The organism is Flavobacterium aquidurense (genome assembly GCF_002217195.1).
Lineage (GTDB): Bacteria > Bacteroidota > Bacteroidia > Flavobacteriales > Flavobacteriaceae > Flavobacterium > Flavobacterium frigidimaris.
This window is the reverse complement of record NZ_MUGR01000015.1, coordinates 1-17,614: the sequence shown is the minus strand read 5'-3', so window position 1 is coordinate 17,614 and position 17,614 is coordinate 1. Positions and strand designations below refer to the sequence as shown.

Genomic DNA, 17,614 nt, shown 5'->3' with positions numbered 1-17,614 from the left:
TTTTTTAACTAGATAATTTTAGTAGAATATGTAAGTGTTTAAAAATCAGTGTTAATGGGTGATTTGTGCGTATTTTCTAAATGTTAATAAATTAGTATAATGTTTAGTTTTTTAAGAAAATTGATGTGTATTTTTTTTGATCCTGAAGTAGAATTGAAGATGAGTTAAATATTATCTAAAGTATTGATTGATTATGAATTAAGAATGGTGGTAAGAAAGTGGTTAAACTTATTAACAAAGTGGTATATAGTGGTAAAATGTGGTAATATTTTTTATATTTTTGCTGTGTAACATATTAATGTAAATTCTTTGAACACAATTGTTGGAACATATGAGTGTAAAGTCGATGCTAAAGGGAGGGTAATGATGCCTGCACCCCTGAAAAAGCAATTGGCTTCTTCTCTTCAGAACGGATTCGTTTTGAAGCGCTCTGTTTTTCAGCCGTGTTTAGAATTGTATCCAATGGAAGAATGGGACTTGATGATGCAAAAAATCAACAAGCTGAATCGTTTTGTAAAAAAGAACAATGATTTCATTCGAAGATTTACTGCCGGAGTAAAAGTGGTAGAGATTGATGCATTGGGAAGGTTATTGGTTCCAAAGGACCTGGTAGCTTTTTCAAGTATTTCTAAAGATGTGGTTTTTTCATCTGCGGTTAATATAGTAGAGATTTGGGATAAAGATTTATATGAAAAATCAATAAGCGGCGAAGATATGGATTTTGCAGATTTAGCCGAAGAAGTAATGGGAAATATTAATGACGACGACAATGGAATATCATAATCCGGTTTTGCTTCACCCTACAGTTGATGGTTTAAATATTAAACCAGATGGCATATATGTAGATGTTACGTTTGGTGGCGGAGGCCATTCAAAAGAAATTTTGAAACGCTTAGGGCCAAACGGAAAATTATTTGCTTTTGATCAGGATGAAGATGCATTGGCAAATGCGTTACCGGATGAGCGGTTTACCTTAATTAATGAGAACTTTAGATTTATAAAAAGATTTCTTCGTTTTCATGGTGTTAAGAGTGTTGATGGGATTTTGGCTGATTTGGGTGTTTCATCGCATCAGTTTGATGTTCCGGAAAGAGGTTTCTCGACAAGATTTGATGCCGAACTCGATATGCGGATGAGTCAGAAAAATGATTTAAGTGCTTATCGTGTGGTTAACGAATATGAAGAACAGGATTTACGTCGTGTTTTTTTTGATTATGGGGAGTTGAAGAATGCGCCGGTTTTAGCAAGAACAATTGTAGAGGCCAGAGAACATTACCCTATTAAGACTACGGATGAATTAAAAGATGTTCTGGCAAAATATTTACCGGAAAGAGTTCGAAATAAAATATTGGCTCAGATTTATCAGGCGATTCGAATTGAGGTAAATCAGGAAATGGATGTCTTAAAAGAATTTATAGAACAGTCTTTAGAAATTTTGAATCCGGGCGGAAGATTTTCAGTAATATCCTATCACTCATTAGAGGATAGATTAGTGAAAAGGTTTATTAAGAACGGAATGTTTGAAGGCGAACCGGAACGTGATTTCTTCGGAAACTTTTCTGTTCCTTATAAAACGATTGGAAAGTTGATTGTTCCGGACGATGCTGAGATCAAAATCAACAATAGAGCAAGAAGTGCAAAATTGAGAATCGCTGAGAAGATATAATATATATAGGTAGAAAATGAAAGGTGGAGTATTTGGCATATTAAAAGCAAGATTTCTTTTGAACGATGACGCGGTAAAAAACTGGCGCTTCATTGTTTTTATAATCCTGTTAGCGATTTTGATGATTGCCAATACGCAACGATACGAACAAAAGGTTTTTGAAATAGCAAAGCTGAATAATGAAGTAAAAGAATTGCGATCTGAATTTGTAGATCGCCGTTCAGAATTAATGAAGTTGAAGATGGAATCAACCATATCGGATAAAATGCTCGAAAAGCAAATTTTTCCCTCTACGGTTCCTCCGGTTAAGATAGAAGTAAAAAAAGAAGAAGAAAAAAGTTTCTTTAAAAGAATATGGCAGTAGACGATAAAAATATATCCTACAGAATTTACCTCGTAGCAGTTTTCATCTTTGTGATGGCAATTGCTATTGTTGTTAAGTTAACCAATATTCAATGGGTTGAAGGGGATTATTATAGAAAACTGGCCAAACAGCGTACCGTTAGAAATTTCGTAATTCCGGCTAACAAAGGAAACATCTATTCTGCTGACGGGAGTTTATTAGCAACATCAATCCCTAATTATGAGATTCGATTTGATGCTAAAGCGCCAAAAACAGAAACGTTTGAAAAACATGTAAAAGCATTATCAGATTCTCTGGCGACAGTTTTGGATAAATCGGGAAGCTATTTCGAAAAAGAATTAAGAAAAGCAAGAGCCAATAAAAACAGGTATTATCTGATCGCACGTAATTTGAGTTATACCGAATATGTAAAAATAAAAGGATTTCCATTATTCAATTTAGGCGCTTTTAAAGGCGGAATTATAATCGAACAGGAAACAGTCAGAAAACATCCGATCGGAAAAATTGCCGAAAGAACAATTGGTTACGATCGTATTGATCCGGCAACAGGAGTAGAGGTAGGAAAAGGAATCGAGTGGGCTTTTAAAAGTTATTTAAACGGAAAAGACGGTAAGATTTTAAAACAAAAAATTGCCAAAGGACAATGGAAGCCAATTCGCGATGTCAATGAAGTAGATCCTCAGGATGGTTTTGATGTAATCTCGACAATCGATGTTTTTATTCAGGATATTGCTCATCATGCCTTGTTGAAACAGTTAGAAGAATACGAAGCTGATCACGGTTGTGTGGTAGTGATGGAGACAGAAACAGGACACGTAAAAGCAATTTCGAATTTAGGAAGAGCAGAAGACGGGTCGTATTATGAAACTACCAATTATGCTGTAGCAGAATCTCATGAGCCGGGATCTACTTTTAAGTTAGTCGATTTAATGGCAATTTTAGAGGATAAAGTTGCAGATACCAGTACTGTTTTTGACAGTCGTGGCGGAGAAGTAAGATATTATGGTCGTGCCGTTCGTGATTCGCATAGGGGAGGTTACGGAAAAATTTCGTTAGCACGTGGTTTCGAACTTTCGTCTAATACAGTAATGGTTCAGGCGGTTTATGATAATTATAAAAGCAACCCATCAAAATTTGTGAACCATATTAATAGTTATGGATTAAACAAAACGCTGGGATTGCATTTTCAAGGAGAAGGAAGGCCTTATATACCACAGCCTGGTGACAAACATTGGTCAGGAGTTTCATTGCCATGGATGGCATTTGGTTACGGAGTTTCGGTTACGCCAATGCAAACGCTGGCATTGTATAACTCAATTGCTAATAATGGAGTAATGGTAAAACCTCAATTTGTTTCAGAAATTAAAGAATGGAACAAAACCATCAAGAAATTTGATGTTGAAGTAATTAATCCAAAAGTGTGTTCGCCGGAAACCATCAAAAAAGTAAGAGCAGTATTGCTTAATGTGGTTAAAAAAGGAACAGGTTCTAAGTTGTATTCGAAGGATTTTTCGATGGCAGGTAAAACAGGAACTGCACAGGTAAATTATGGCGGTAAAGAAGGAAAATCGGGATTGTATTATGCGTCTTCTTTTGTTGGTTATTTTCCGGCAGACCATCCTAAGTATTCTTGTATTGTAGTGGTTCATAAACCAAATACATCAAAAAATAATTATTACGGAGCAGATGTTGCCGGACCGGTTTTTAAGAGAATCGCCCAAAAAATATTTACCGATGCACCTTCGACAAATAAAATTAAAAAACTGGATTCAAGAGTTCCAAAGCAGGATTCAAGTTATGATAAATATTATGCTGTAGAAGCCAATAAAAAATCAAATCAGGTTCCGGATTTAAAAGGAATGCCGGGGATGGATGCTATTGCTTTACTGGAAAATTTAGGTTTGAAAGTTAAGGTAAATGGAGTAGGAAAAGTAAAAAAACAGTCTTTACAGGCTGGAGAAAATATTAGTAAAAACACAACAATAGTATTAGAATTATCGTGAAAATACTGAAAGACATATTATATAAAGTAGCTATTGAATCTGTAACGGGTTCGACAGAAATTGACATACATAAAATTGATTTTGATTCAAGAAAAATTGAAGCGAATGATGTTTTTGTAGCCATTCGCGGATCACTTTCTGATGGTCATGATTATATAGAAAAAGCAATTCAATTAGGAGCTGTTGCTGTTATTTGTGATGTATTGCCGGAACATGTTGAAAAAGGAGTTACTTATATTAAAGTAAAAGATACCAATACCGCATTGGCTTTTATGGCGGCTAATTATTTTGAAAATCCTTCTGAAAAATTAAAATTAGTTGGCGTTACAGGTACAAACGGAAAAACAACAATTGCTTCGTTATTGTTTCAGTTGTTTCAAAAAGCAGGATTTAAAGTTGGTTTATTATCAACTGTAAAAATAATGGTGGATGAAACCGAATATAAAGCAACGCACACCACTCCGGATTCTATTACCATCAATCACTATTTGAATGAAATGATTGAAGCGGGTGTTACGCATTGTTTTATGGAAGTGAGTTCTCACGGAATTCATCAAAAACGTACAGAAGCACTGCATTTTGTGGGAGGGGTTTTTACGAATCTTTCACACGATCATTTAGATTATCATCCAACTTTTGCTGAATACAGAGATGTAAAAAAGTCGTTTTTTGATTCATTGCCCAAAACAGCTTTCGCTTTATCAAATATAGATGATAAAAACGGACCGGTGATGTTGCAGAATACAGTGGCCAGAAAATTTACGTATGCCTTAAAATCATATGCTGATTTTAAAGCCACAATATTAGAAAGTCAATTGTCAGGATTATTGTTAAAGGTAAATGATAATGAAGTTTGGGTAAAACTGATCGGAACTTTTAACGCTTATAATGTTTTGGCAATTTACGGAACTGCAGTAGAGCTGGGCATGGATAGTCTTGAGGCATTGCGATTATTGTCTGATTTAGAAAGTGTTTCAGGACGTTTTCAATACATTGTTTCGGCCGGGAATATTACAGCGATTGTAGATTATGCACACACTCCGGATGCTCTGGATAATGTTTTGAAAACAATAGCGGATATCCGTACCAAGAATGAACAGCTAATTACAGTTGTAGGTTGCGGTGGAAACAGGGATAAAACGAAAAGACCTATTATGGCTAAAATTGCAGCTGATCTTAGTGATAAGGCAATTTTAACTTCTGATAATCCAAGAAATGAAGATCCTGAAGTGATTTTGGATGAAATGGAAAAAGGGGTTGAAGCACATAATTATAAAAAACTATTGAGAATTACCGATAGAAAGCAAGCGATTAAAACAGCTTGTCAGATGGCAGAGCCAAATGATATCATTTTAATTGCCGGTAAAGGTCATGAAACGTATCAGGAAATAAATGGTGTTCGCCATCATTTTGATGATATGGAGACTGTAAAAGAAATTTTAGAACAATTAGGAAAGTAAAAAAGTTTAATCGGTTAATTAATTATTCGTCCAGTAGAATAGTGATTAAATCAAAAACTTGCGAATAAACAAATTAACGATTAACCAGATAAACCAAGATATATGTTATACTATTTATTTGAATATTTAGACAAGACACTAGATGTGCCGGGAACAGGAGTTTTCCAGTACATTACCTTTAGATCGGCTTTGGCATTGATGCTCTCATTGCTTTTGTCAACGATTTACGGAAAAAGAATTATAAACTTTTTGCGTAAACAACAAGTTGGTGAAACCGTTCGTGAGTTAGGTCTGGCTGGTCAAAATGAAAAAGCGGGAACTCCAACAATGGGAGGACTGATTATCATTTTTGCGACACTGGTACCGGTTTTGTTATTTGCCCGTTTGCATAATATTTATATAGTATTACTTATTGTAACGACTCTTTGGATGGGAACAATTGGTTTTGTAGACGACTATATCAAAATATTCAAGAAAGATAAACAAGGGCTTAAAGGAATTTTTAAAGTTATTGGTCAGGTTGGTTTAGGAATTATTGTGGGAGCTGTTCTTTATTTTAATCCTGCGGTAACAGTAAGAACAGATACCGGAAGAACAGATGTTTTTAGAACTGCAACCAATACAGCTGTTGTTTTGCCTGCACCAATTGAAGAGAAATCTACAGCAACGACAATTCCTTTTGTAAAAAACAACGAATTTGATTATGCTGAATTATTGGCATGGACAGGTGAAGGATATGAAAAATGGGCGTGGTTGATTTTTATTCCGGTTGTGATTTTTATCATTACGGCGGTTTCAAACGGAGCTAATTTAACGGATGGAATTGACGGGCTCGCTGCAGGAACTTCTGCAGTTTCGGTATTGGCGCTCGGTATATTTACGTTTGTTTCGGGAAATATCATTTTCTCAAACTATCTCAATATTATGTACATCCCTAATTCTGGGGAGATGACCGTTTTTATATCTGCATTTGTGGGGGCGCTAATTGGTTTTCTTTGGTACAATTCGTATCCCGCATCAGTTTTTATGGGAGATACAGGAAGTTTGACTATTGGTGGAATCATAGCAGTTTTAGCAATTGCCGTTCGTAAAGAATTATTGATTCCGTTATTGTGTGGAATCTTTTTGGTTGAGAATTTCTCAGTGGTTTTGCAGGTGAGTTATTTTAAATACACAAAAAAGCGTTTTGGTGAAGGCCGAAGAATTTTTCTGATGTCGCCATTGCACCATCACTATCAAAAGAAAGGGTATCACGAGAGTAAAATTGTAACCCGTTTTTGGATTGTTGCGATCATGTTGGCCATATTATCAATTGTTACTTTAAAACTTAGATAGATGAAGAGATTGGTAGTACTTGGCGGAGGAGAAAGTGGTGTTGGTACCGCGATTCTTGGAAAGAAGCAAGGATACGATGTTTTTGTATCTGATTTCGGAAAAATCAAAGAGAGCTATAAAGAAGTTCTTATCATTAATAAAATTGCTTGGGAAGAAGAAAAACATACTGAAGACCTGATTTTAAATGCCGACGTGGTAATGAAAAGTCCCGGAATTCCTGAGAAATCTCCCATAGTACAAAAGCTAATCGCTGCCGGAATCAAAGTGATTTCAGAAATCGAGTTTGCCAAGCCTTTTACAGAAGCTTTGACAATAGGGATTACCGGGAGTAACGGTAAAACGACCACAACAATGTTAACGCATCATTTGTTGAAATCAGCAGGATTAAATGTTGGTTTAGGCGGAAACATCGGAAAGAGTTTTGCCTGGCAGGTAGCCGAAAATAAATTCGATGCCTATGTGCTTGAATTAAGCAGTTTTCAGCTCGACGGGATTATAGATTACAGGCCGGATATTGCCATTATTACAAATATTAGTCCGGATCATTTAGACCGATACGAATATAAATATCACAAGTACATCGATTCAAAGTTTCGAATAACAATGAATCAGACCGAAAGTGATTATCTTATTTACGACGCAGATGATGAGGCAATTACAGAATGGTTAAAAAATAACACAACAAAAGCAAAATTAATTCCTTTTTCATTGATAAAACAATTTGATGAAGGAGCTTCTATAAATAACAACAAAATGGAAATAAAGATCAACCAAGAAGAGTTTACAATGGAAACAGAACACATTGCGTTAGAAGGAAAACATAACATGAAAAACGCAATGGCAGCAAGCTCTGTAGCAAAATTGATGCAAATTAGAAATGCAACAATTCGCGAAAGTTTATCTAATTTTCAAGGTGTTGAACACCGCTTAGAAAAAGTATTAAAAATTCAGAATGTGCAATATATCAACGATTCAAAAGCAACAAATGTAAATGCTACTTTCTTTGCTTTAGACAGTATGAATGTGCCGACTGTATGGATTGTGGGTGGAGTTGATAAAGGAAACGATTATAACGAATTGATGTCGTTAGTTCGTGAAAAAGTAAAAGCAATTATTTGCCTTGGAGTTGATAATCACAAAATTATTAACGCTTTTGGAAATGTGGTTGATATGATGGTCGAAGTAAATAATATGAGTGATGCTGTAAAAACAGCACAGCGTTTAACAGAAAAAGGGGATGCAGTTTTGTTGTCTCCGGCCTGCGCCAGTTTCGATTTATTCGAAAACTACGAAGACAGAGGAAAGCAATTTAAGCAAGCGGTACACAATCTATAAAGAAAAAGTTTCATGTTTCAAGTTTCACGTTAGGCGGAACTTGAAACATGAAACAAAATAAACCTGAAACTTAAGCGCACTATGAAAGAATTGGTTAACAAATTAAAAGGAGATAGGGTAATATGGTCATTTGTGGCTCTATTGGCGCTGTTTTCGTTTATGCCTGTTTTTAGTGCGAGTAGTAATCTGGCTTATATAGGTCACGGAACCGGAAATACTTTGGGTTATTTGGTAAAACATTTGGCACATATATGTATTGGTTTCCTGATTATTTATTGGGTGCACAGAGTTCCGTATCATTATTTCAGGGCGATTTCAAAAGTTGCGCTTCCTGTAGTTTGGGTTTTGTTGGCGTATACGCTTTTAAAAGGAACCGTAATTGCCGGTGCGAATGCAAGTCGTTGGATTCAGGTACCTTTTATTGGTATTACATTTCAAACTTCGACTTTGGCGGCCAGCATATTGTTTATTTATGTAGCACGTTATTTGTCGAAAACGAGAGACGAAAATGAGCCTTTTCAAACGTCATTAATACAGCTTTGGCTGCCTGTTTTTATAACTTTAGCGCTTATTTTACCAGCAAACTTTTCGACGACGGCATTGATATTTTCGATGGTAATTATGCTGACATTTATTGGCAGGTACCCGCTTAAGTATATAGGTTTTATTATAGGCTCAGGAATTGGGATGCTGTTGTTTTTTCTTTTGGTAGCAAAAGCTTTTCCGGATTCAAGATTCTTCAGCAGGGTGTCAACGTGGGAAAGTCGTATTATGAACTTTACTACAGACAAGCCTGATGAAGATGATTATCAGATTGAGAAAGCAAAAATCGCGATAGCATCAGGACAGTTTGGTGGAGTTGGACCAGGTAAAAGTGTTCAGAAAAACTTTCTGCCACAATCGTCTTCCGATTTTATTTATGCGATTATTGTCGAAGAATATGGTCTGGTGGGCGGAGTAGCAATTCTGGTCTTGTATTTATTGTTATTGTTCAGATTTGTAATTGCATCACACAAAGCCAATACGCTATTTGGGAAGTTAGTCGTTGTTGGGCTCGGTTTTCCGATGATATTTCAGGCGATGATTAATATGGCAGTTGCGGTAGAGTTATTGCCGGTAACAGGACAGACGCTTCCGCTGATAAGTAGTGGTGGTAGTTCGATCTGGATGACCTGTTTTTCTCTTGGAATCATTATTAGCGTGACGAAAAAAGACGAAGAAATTGCCGAAGAACAAGAAGAAAAAGAAAGAAGAAGAGAAGCCCTTCAGAGATTAATTGATAAAGAATTAGCCGAAGAAGATGCTGTCGAAAATGAAAAGGAAGAAATATACGCAACAGAAGGAATGTATTCTATCGAAGATAATTCAAGAAATCCGATGAATGCAGTATTGAATAAATAAGATTAAAAAGAATAATTTTTAAAGCGAATAACTTTTAAAAAAAATGGCAAATTATAAATTCATATTAAGTGGTGGCGGAACAGGAGGACATATCTATCCTGCAATTGCTATTGCTAATGAATTAAAAGCACAATTTCCTGATGCTGAATTTCTTTTTGTGGGTGCAAAAGATAAAATGGAGATGCAAAAAGTGCCTCAGGCAGGTTATGAAATAAAAGGTCTTTGGATTGCCGGTTTGCAGAGAAAATTAACCTTGCAAAATTTAATGTTCCCATTAAAGCTGGCAACAAGTTTGCTAGAGTCAAGACGAATTATCAAACAATTTAAACCGAATGTGGTAATAGGTACAGGAGGTTTTGCGAGCGGACCGTTATTACAGGCAGCGGGAGGAGCCGGAATTCCAACTGTAATTCAGGAGCAAAATTCATTTCCGGGAATTACCAATAAATTATTGAGTAAAAAAGCCAATGCAATTTGTGTTGCTTACCAAAATCTGGAACGTTTTTTTCCTAAAGAAAAAATTGTTTTAACCGGAAATCCGGTTCGTCAGGATCTGATAGATATTGATAGTAAACGTGAGGAAGCAATTGCTTTTTACGGTTTAGATCCTAATAAAAAAACACTTTTGGTTTTAGGAGGTAGTTTAGGGGCCAGAAGAGTCAATCAGCTCATAGAAAAAGAATTAGAAAATATGCTTTCTCAGGATGTTCAGGTAATCTGGCAATGTGGGAAGCTATATTTCGAAGAGTATAAAAAACACAATCAACAGCATGTAAGAGTTGTTGATTTTATTGAAAGAATGGATTTTGTGTATGCTGCGGCAGATGTGATTATTTCGCGGGCAGGAGCATCCTCAGTTTCAGAATTGTGTATCGTTGGGAAACCGGTAATTTTTATTCCGTCACCAAATGTAGCCGAAGATCATCAGACTAAAAATGCTCAGGCAATAGTAGATGCAAAAGGGGCTATTTTGTTAAAGGAGTCAGAATTAGACAGTCAGTTTAGTATTGTTTTTGAAGCATTGCTCAAAGATGAAGGCAAACAAAAACAGCTTAGTGTTAATATTAAAAAATTAGCGATGCCAAATGCTGTAAAAGTGATTGTAGATCAGATAAGAAAGTTGTTATAATATAACTTTTTCTGATAATTATAGAACAGAATAAAAAAGTCAGAACGCTATTTTTAAGCGTTTTGAGTTATTAAAGTAAGAAAAATACAAAGGTCTAATTATTAGTTTCTTAGAAAATAAAGAAACCTGTAAATAGCTCAAAAACAAATAGAAATGAATTTAGATCAAATACAAAACGTTTATTTTATTGGCATTGGAGGCATCGGAATGAGTGCGCTGGCCCGCTATTTTAAAAATATCGGGAAACAGGTTTCAGGTTACGATAAAACGCCATCGATGCTGACAAGTGAATTAATTGAAAGTGGTATTGATATTCATTTTGAAGATAATATAAACCTCATTCCATCTGATTATTTTGTCGAAAATACATTGGTGATTTTTACTCCGGCTGTACCAAAAACACATTCAGAGTGGAATTATTTTATCGAAAGAAATTACGAAATTAAAAAGCGTGCCGAAGTTTTAGGAATTATCACTAAAGACACTTTTAGTTTCGCAGTTGCCGGAACACACGGGAAAACAACAACCTCGAGTATTTTGGGTCATATTTTATATGAAAGTGGTGCTGATGTTACCGCTTTTGTGGGGGGAATTGTAGAGAATTATAATTCTAACTTAATTGGAAGCGGAAAAACAGTAACGGTTGTAGAAGCTGATGAGTTTGATCGTTCATTTTTGCATTTACATCCCAATATAGCCTGTATCACGTCAATGGATGCCGATCATTTGGATATTTATGGAACAAGTGAGGCAATTGAAGCTTCGTTTGTAGAATTTGCTTCGAAAGTAGAAGATAAGAATAAATTGTTTATAACAAAGGAGTTACCTCTTGAGGGAGTGCAATGTGCTATAAATGAAGATGCTGTATATAAGGCTTTCAATGTTCGTATAGAAAACGGAAGCTATGTTTTTGATGTTCAGACACCATCAGAAATCATAAAAGATTTGCATTTTGGATTGCCTGGAAAACACAATTTAATGAATGGATTGATGGCTATTGCAATGGCAAAGACTTTTGGTACCCCGACCGACTTGATTGCAAAAGCCATTGCTTCATTCAACGGAATCAGAAGGCGTTTTTCTTATCAGATTAAGTCAGATAAATTAGTTTATATAGATGATTATGCACATCATCCAACAGAGATAAATGCAGTACATCAGGCAGTTACCGAGTTGTATCCGGGACGTAAAGTGCTGGCAATTTTTCAGCCGCATTTGTTCAGCAGAACAAGAGATTTTGCTGATGGATTTGCCGAAAGTTTATCTCAATTTGATGAAGTGTTTTTAATGGATATTTACCCGGCACGCGAATTACCGATGGAAGGAATTACATCAGAATGGCTGTTAGGGAAAATGACAAATTCGAACAAGAAAATTGTTGCAAAAAGTGATTTATTAGCGGAGATCAAAGCCAGTGATGCGCCAATAATTGTAACAATAGGAGCTGGTGATATTGGAGAGATGGTTCCGTCAATCAAAAAAATGCTAAATGAAAATATTTAATTGGACAAATATTAGATTAATTCTCATTTTAGGACTCGTTTTATTTTTATATTCTTTTGCCCAACATCGAAATGGCGATCGAAAATTAAAAAAATCCGTTGTTGTTTTTGTAGGGGAAAATACGCTTTTTGTGAAGCCGGAAACGGTTAATAAATTGTTGATAGAAAATAAAAGAGACGCTTCCAGTATCCGAAAAGATGAGTTAGATTTGAATAAGATTGAGAAAACCCTCGATACACAAGAGATGATTGAAAAGTCAAATGTTTTTGTAAGTATCGATGGGGTTCTAAAAGCAGTAGTAAAACAGAAGACACCAATAGCGCGAGTTTATGATGGTGATGCCTCTTTTTATATTGACTATGAGGGTAATAAAATGCCTTTGTCAGACAATTATACTGCCAGAGTTCCTCTTGTTTCCGGGGCAATAAATGAAAAAAATAACGAAGATTTAGCGGTGCTATTTCGCACAATTTATGACGATGCGTTTTTGAGAAAAAACATCATTGCAATTGAAATTATGCCGAATGGCAGCTTAAAATTGTTTAATAGAAATTATAATTACTTCATCGATTTTGGCAGAACGATGAATGTTGATAAGAAATTTAATAATTATAAAGCCTTTTTTCAGAAAGCGGTTTTAGATAGTTCGTTATATAAATACAAAAAGATTGACCTTAGGTTTACGGAACAAGTAGTTTGCACAAAATAATAGAAAATGGAAAAAGATAACATTGCAGTAGGTCTAGATATTGGAACGACAAAGATAGTTGCCATGATCGGCAAGAAGAATGAGTATGGAAAGTTGGAAATTTTGGGTATTGGAAAATCCAAAAGTTTGGGAGTTGCGAGAGGAGTTGTAAACAACATTACGCAAACTATTCAATCTATTCAACAAGCAATACTTGAAGCCGAAAATAATTCAGGTTATAAAATAAAAGATGTTGTTGTGGGTATTGCAGGACAGCACATCAGAAGTATACAGCATACAGATTATATCAGCCGTAATAATCCGGAAGAAGTAATTGGCGAAAAAGACATTCAGCTTTTGATCGACCAGGTCAATAAACTGGCGATGTTACCGGGAGAAGAAATTATTCATGTTCTGCCACAAGAATTCAAAATCGACGGGCAGTCTGAAATAAAAGAACCAATCGGAATGTACGGCGGAAGATTAGAATCTAGTTTTCACGTAGTAGTAGGGCAGGCATCATCGATCAGAAATGTGGGAAGATGTATCCAGAGTTCAGGAATCGAATTGTCAGGACTGACATTAGAGCCTTTGGCTTCTGCAGATGCCGTTTTAAGTCAGGAAGAAAAAGAAGCAGGAGTAGCGCTAATTGATATTGGTGGCGGAACAACAGATTTAGCCATTTTCAAAGATGGTATTATTCGTCATACAGCAGTAATCCCTTTTGGAGGAAATGTAATTACAGACGATATCAAAGAAGGTTGTTCGATTATCGAAAAACAAGCAGAGCTTTTAAAAATAAAATTCGGGTCAGCCTGGCCGGGAGAAAATAAAGACAACGAGATTGTTTCTATTCCGGGCTTAAGAGGCAGAGAGCCAAAAGAGATTTCGCTTAAAAACTTATCTAAAATTATTCATGCCCGTGTGGTAGAAATTGTAGAACAGGTTTTCGCAGAAATTAAAGCTTACGGACACGAAGATCCGCGTAAAAAATTAATTGCGGGAATTGTGCTTACAGGTGGTGGGGCTCAACTAAAACATATCAAACAATTAGTAGAGTACATTACTGGTATGGATACCAGAATTGGATATCCAAATGAGCATTTGGCAGGTAATTCTAGTGAAGAAATTTCTAGTCCGTTGTTTGCAACAGCAGTTGGTTTAGTAATGAACAGTATCGAAAACAGTACGCAAAGTGCTGTTAGAATGGAGATTGTAAACGAACAGACAAAAGTAGTCTACAGAAATGTTCCTCCGCAGACACAACAACCTGTACAACAACGATACGAAGTTGAAGAAAACTACGTTGAAAGAGTAGAAACTATCGAAGAAACAAGAGAAGTTGTCAGGAATAATGTATCGAAAGAAGAATCTACCGAAACTAAAATCAGAAGATCATTTTTTGATAGATATGTCGATAAAATCAAAGATTTTTTAGACAACGCAGAATAAAATAATAAAAGAAAAGGATTACTTTTTTGGCCCCAAGTCAAGAAGTAAAAAATGTATTTAAATAAGAATTTCAAAAACCAAAAAGATGATGAGCAACTCAGAATTTGGAAGTATTTCATTTGATTTACCAAAAAACCAATCAAATGTTATCAAAGTAATAGGTGTAGGTGGAGGTGGTAGTAATGCTATCAACCACATGTTTAAGCAAGGTATTAAAGGCGTTGATTTCATCGTTTGTAATACCGATTCACAGGCACTACAGAATAGTTCAGTACCTAATAAAATTCAGTTAGGTATGAATCTGACAGAAGGTCTTGGAGCAGGAGCAAATCCTGATGTAGGACAGCAGTCTGCTATTGAGAGTATCGCTGATATCGAAAAAATGTTAGACCGTGGTACTAAGATGGTATTTATTACCGCTGGTATGGGTGGTGGAACAGGTACTGGTGCAGCTCCGGTAATTGCACAATTAGCCAAAGAAAGAGAAATCCTTACTGTAGGTATTGTGACGATTCCTTTTCAGTTTGAAGGAAAGGTGCGTCAGGAACAGGCACTTTTAGGAATCGAAAAATTGCGTAAGCAAGTCGATTCGTTAATTGTAATTAATAATAACAAGTTAAGAGAAGTATACGGAAATCTTGGTTTTAAAGCAGGATTCTCTAAAGCGGATGAAGTTTTGGCAACAGCCTCAAGAGGTATTGCTGAAGTAATTACGCACCACTATACTCAAAATATCGATTTACGTGATGCTAAGACTGTTTTATCAAACAGCGGAACAGCAATCATGGGATCTTCTGTTGCTGCTGGTGAAAACAGAGCAAAAGATGCTATTGTTTCAGCATTGGATTCTCCGTTGTTAAACGACAACAAGATTACAGGAGCCAAAAACGTATTGTTGCTTATCGTTTCTGGATCAAACGAAATTACATTGGATGAGATCGGAGAAATCAATGATCACATTCAGGTAGAAGCAGGTCATAATGCCAATATTATCATGGGAGTTGGTGAAGACGAAACTCTTGGTGATGCTATTGCCGTGACTATTATTGCAACAGGTTTTGATGTTGAACAACAAAACGAAATTGTAAATACAGAACCTAAAAAAATCATTCATACGTTAGAAGATGAACAAAGAAGTGTTCATAATTTAACAAATAAATCGGTTACTTCTTTTGATGTAAATGCTGAAACACCTACTGCAAAATCAGAAGAAAAAATTGTTTTTGATCTAATGGATGATGATGAAGATATCGTAACTCCATTTACGCCTACACAAGTTGCTCCAGTTGTAGTTGCTCCAGTTGCAGTTGCTCCGGTTGAAGTTACTCCTGTGCCACCAGTTGCTCAATCAATGAATCAGGATGAGTTGGTAGTAATGTCTGAGTTTATTAAAAACCTGGATGTAACATTCGAAATTGTTTCGCCTATTACAGATATTGATTTTACGATTTCAGCTCCGGAAGCACAAAATATTCAGGAAGTAAAACCAGTTCAGCAAGTTCAGCAAAGAACTTTCGAAAGAGAAGAACAAACAACTTTCTCATTCGACTTACCGCTTTTCAGATCAGAGCCGGAAGTAAAGAAAGAACCAGTTGCTCAGCAAGAGAATAAAGTTTTATTCGAACTATCGAATGAAACCCGTAATATCAAAGTAAATGATCCAGTGCAATTTGTACCGGTAACAGAACTTTCAGATAAAGGGATTATCAAATATTCGTTAGAAGAATATATGGAGGTAGAAAATGATTTAGTGGCATCAAAACCTGCGGATAAAGTGGTAGAAGAAGTAATTCCTGCGGAATTAAACATCACTATGAAACAAAAAGTTGATTTTGCCAGTGAAGCTAGTTTTGCAACAACTTCAGAGGTTTCTCCGATGGAATTGACAATTGAGGAAACTTTACGATTGAGAGCTGAAGAAAGAAGAAAGAAACTAAAAGAATTTAATTATAAATTCCATAATAATGTTTCAAGAATTGACGAATTAGAGAAAGAGCCTGCTTACAAAAGATTAGGTATCGATCTTTCGAACAATCAGTCGAATACAACCAATTCAAGAATATCAGTTGGAACAGATAGTAACAACGATTTGCAATTGCGTTCAAACAATTCATTTTTGCACGACAACGTAGATTAATTTTACAATCATAATATTACAGATAGCCCGAAAATTGGATTTAATTTTCGGGTTATTTTTTTTATCTTCGCACAGAATTTAAAATTTGACTTCTAAATTTAGTTTTAAAAGTTAATTTTGTTGTCGGTTCAGGCGAGGTCCGGAACACACTTTCAAATATTCATATCAATTATAGGTTTTACCTATTTAAATAAAAAATAAAGATGAGTTTACAAACATTAATCATGGACGAGATTAAAACCGCCATGAGAGCAAAAGATACAGTAGCATTAGAGGCATTGAGAGCTATTAAATCTGAAATGTTATTAGCTTCAACAGCTTCTGGTTCTAAAGAAGAATTAACAGAAGACGATGAAGTTAAATTGCTTCAAAGGCTGGTTAAGACTCGTAAAGAAAGTGCCAGAATTTTTACAGAACAAAATCGTCCTGATTTAGCTGAACCGGAATTGGCTCAGGTTGCTGTAATCGAGAAGTTTTTACCTGCACAGTTAAGCGAAGAAGAAGTAGAAGCGGTAGTTGCAAAAATCATTGCAGAAACCGGAGCTTCAGGAATTGCTTCGATGGGTAAAGTTATGGGATTAGCTTCTGCTCAATTAGGCGGAACTGCTGAAGGAAAAACCATTTCTGCAATCGTTAAGAAACTTTTAGTATAAAAACATTAGATTTTAGAGTTCAGATTTTAGATTTCATTCAATAATCTAAAATCTAAACTCAACAATCTGCAATCAAAAGACCACGTAGTTCAACTGGATAGAATATCAGATTTCGGCTCTGAGGGTTGGGGGTTCGAACCCCTCCGTGGTCACCTCTTGGGACAAATCAGAATTTTTCTGATTTGTCCCTTTTTTTTTATTGTCTAAGCCCTTGTAAAATAAGAGCATTAGCCTCAATCCTTCATTAATTCTGGTGGTTCGAACCTGATTATTTTCAAAAGTGAGTTTTTCAGGAAAAATCGAACCTATAATCTTTCTTTTCCTTGCTGTTGTTCCTTCTTCGTATAATGTTGCAAGTTGAGAAATATTACTGATAGCCTTATTCAGTAGGGGTTCCACGTTTGCAGTACCTTTAATTCCAGAGGTTAATTTTACTTCGAGCCTGTTTATTCTTTCCTCAGTTTCTAGTTTTATTATACGGTAATCAT

14 protein-coding genes and 1 tRNA gene are annotated in these 17,614 nt (G+C 35.7%); all 15 read left to right on the top strand.

Going from position 1 to position 17,614, the window contains the following annotated elements:
* Positions 1 to 309 precede the first annotated feature (309 nt).
* The 15 genes from B0A67_RS08515 to B0A67_RS08445 all read left to right on the top strand — a co-directional run bounded on the left by B0A67_RS08515 (position 310) and on the right by B0A67_RS08445 (position 17,278).
* Positions 310 to 783 carry a division/cell wall cluster transcriptional repressor MraZ gene (locus B0A67_RS08515; protein ID WP_056247005.1) on the top strand — a complete coding sequence of 158 codons (474 nt, stop codon included), beginning with the start codon at positions 310 to 312 and terminating at the stop codon, positions 781 to 783.
* Positions 758 to 1,666 carry a 16S rRNA (cytosine(1402)-N(4))-methyltransferase RsmH gene (gene rsmH, locus B0A67_RS08510; RefSeq protein ID WP_207557320.1) on the top strand — a complete coding sequence of 303 codons (909 nt, stop codon included), beginning with the start codon at positions 758 to 760 and terminating at the stop codon, positions 1,664 to 1,666. Before B0A67_RS08515 ends, rsmH begins: the two co-directional genes overlap by 26 nt.
* A gap of 16 nt (positions 1,667 to 1,682) precedes the next feature.
* Positions 1,683 to 2,030, top strand: a complete 348-nt coding sequence (locus B0A67_RS08505; RefSeq protein ID WP_072960980.1) for an FtsL-like putative cell division protein — start codon at positions 1,683 to 1,685, stop codon at positions 2,028 to 2,030.
* A complete protein-coding gene (locus tag B0A67_RS08500; protein WP_072960976.1) occupies positions 2,021 to 4,033 on the top strand; it encodes a penicillin-binding protein in 2,013 nt (670 codons plus the stop codon). The genes B0A67_RS08505 and B0A67_RS08500 overlap by 10 nt, the downstream gene beginning before the upstream one ends.
* Positions 4,030 to 5,493 carry a UDP-N-acetylmuramoyl-L-alanyl-D-glutamate--2,6-diaminopimelate ligase gene (locus B0A67_RS08495; protein WP_072960973.1) on the top strand — a complete coding sequence of 488 codons (1,464 nt, stop codon included), beginning with the start codon at positions 4,030 to 4,032 and terminating at the stop codon, positions 5,491 to 5,493. Before B0A67_RS08500 ends, B0A67_RS08495 begins: the two co-directional genes overlap by 4 nt.
* A gap of 102 nt (positions 5,494 to 5,595) precedes the next feature.
* The gene (gene mraY, locus B0A67_RS08490) at positions 5,596 to 6,828 is read left to right on the top strand and encodes a phospho-N-acetylmuramoyl-pentapeptide-transferase (RefSeq protein ID WP_072960970.1); all 1,233 of its coding nucleotides are present in this window, start codon (positions 5,596 to 5,598) and stop codon (positions 6,826 to 6,828) included.
* Positions 6,829 to 8,163, top strand: a complete 1,335-nt coding sequence (gene murD, locus B0A67_RS08485) for a UDP-N-acetylmuramoyl-L-alanine--D-glutamate ligase (protein WP_072960967.1) — start codon at positions 6,829 to 6,831, stop codon at positions 8,161 to 8,163. It abuts the gene before it with no gap.
* Positions 8,164 to 8,244: 81 nt separating this feature from the next.
* Positions 8,245 to 9,564, top strand: a complete 1,320-nt coding sequence (locus B0A67_RS08480) for an FtsW/RodA/SpoVE family cell cycle protein (protein WP_072960964.1) — start codon at positions 8,245 to 8,247, stop codon at positions 9,562 to 9,564.
* Positions 9,565 to 9,607: 43 nt separating this feature from the next.
* Positions 9,608 to 10,693, top strand: a complete 1,086-nt coding sequence (gene murG / locus B0A67_RS08475; RefSeq protein ID WP_072960961.1) for an undecaprenyldiphospho-muramoylpentapeptide beta-N-acetylglucosaminyltransferase — start codon at positions 9,608 to 9,610, stop codon at positions 10,691 to 10,693.
* A 153-nt stretch (positions 10,694 to 10,846) separates the two neighbouring features.
* Positions 10,847 to 12,196 (top strand): UDP-N-acetylmuramate--L-alanine ligase, encoded by a 1,350-nt coding sequence (murC, locus tag B0A67_RS08470; RefSeq protein ID WP_072960957.1) that lies wholly within the window; start codon positions 10,847 to 10,849, stop codon positions 12,194 to 12,196.
* The gene (locus B0A67_RS08465; protein WP_072960954.1) at positions 12,183 to 12,905 is read left to right on the top strand and encodes a cell division protein FtsQ/DivIB; all 723 of its coding nucleotides are present in this window, start codon (positions 12,183 to 12,185) and stop codon (positions 12,903 to 12,905) included. Before murC ends, B0A67_RS08465 begins: the two co-directional genes overlap by 14 nt.
* 6 nt (positions 12,906 to 12,911) lie before the next feature.
* Positions 12,912 to 14,336 carry a cell division protein FtsA gene (gene ftsA / locus B0A67_RS08460; protein WP_072960951.1) on the top strand — a complete coding sequence of 475 codons (1,425 nt, stop codon included), beginning with the start codon at positions 12,912 to 12,914 and terminating at the stop codon, positions 14,334 to 14,336.
* Between the two features lie 85 nt (positions 14,337 to 14,421).
* On the top strand, positions 14,422 to 16,473 hold the full coding sequence (gene ftsZ, locus B0A67_RS08455) for a cell division protein FtsZ (RefSeq protein ID WP_072960948.1): 2,052 nt from the start codon (positions 14,422 to 14,424) through the stop codon (positions 16,471 to 16,473).
* Positions 16,474 to 16,676: 203 nt separating this feature from the next.
* Positions 16,677 to 17,126, top strand: coding sequence for a GatB/YqeY domain-containing protein (locus tag B0A67_RS08450; RefSeq protein WP_072960944.1), 450 nt, complete (start codon positions 16,677 to 16,679; stop codon positions 17,124 to 17,126).
* 78 nt (positions 17,127 to 17,204) lie between these two features.
* Positions 17,205 to 17,278 (top strand) — tRNA-Arg (locus B0A67_RS08445).
* The last annotated feature ends 336 nt before the right edge of the window (positions 17,279 to 17,614 follow it).

Coding starts and splice junctions, on each gene's coding strand:
- rsmH (WP_207557320.1), top strand. CDS start 758: ATGACGACGACAATGGAATATCATAATCCGGTTTTGCTTCACCCTACA.
- B0A67_RS08505 (WP_072960980.1), top strand. CDS start 1,683: ATGAAAGGTGGAGTATTTGGCATATTAAAAGCAAGATTTCTTTTGAAC.
- B0A67_RS08500 (WP_072960976.1), top strand. CDS start 2,021: ATGGCAGTAGACGATAAAAATATATCCTACAGAATTTACCTCGTAGCA.
- mraY (WP_072960970.1), top strand. CDS start 5,596: ATGTTATACTATTTATTTGAATATTTAGACAAGACACTAGATGTGCCG.
- murD (WP_072960967.1), top strand. CDS start 6,829: ATGAAGAGATTGGTAGTACTTGGCGGAGGAGAAAGTGGTGTTGGTACC.
- B0A67_RS08480 (WP_072960964.1), top strand. CDS start 8,245: ATGAAAGAATTGGTTAACAAATTAAAAGGAGATAGGGTAATATGGTCA.
- murG (WP_072960961.1), top strand. CDS start 9,608: ATGGCAAATTATAAATTCATATTAAGTGGTGGCGGAACAGGAGGACAT.
- murC (WP_072960957.1), top strand. CDS start 10,847: ATGAATTTAGATCAAATACAAAACGTTTATTTTATTGGCATTGGAGGC.
- B0A67_RS08465 (WP_072960954.1), top strand. CDS start 12,183: ATGAAAATATTTAATTGGACAAATATTAGATTAATTCTCATTTTAGGA.
- ftsA (WP_072960951.1), top strand. CDS start 12,912: ATGGAAAAAGATAACATTGCAGTAGGTCTAGATATTGGAACGACAAAG.
- ftsZ (WP_072960948.1), top strand. CDS start 14,422: ATGATGAGCAACTCAGAATTTGGAAGTATTTCATTTGATTTACCAAAA.
- B0A67_RS08450 (WP_072960944.1), top strand. CDS start 16,677: ATGAGTTTACAAACATTAATCATGGACGAGATTAAAACCGCCATGAGA.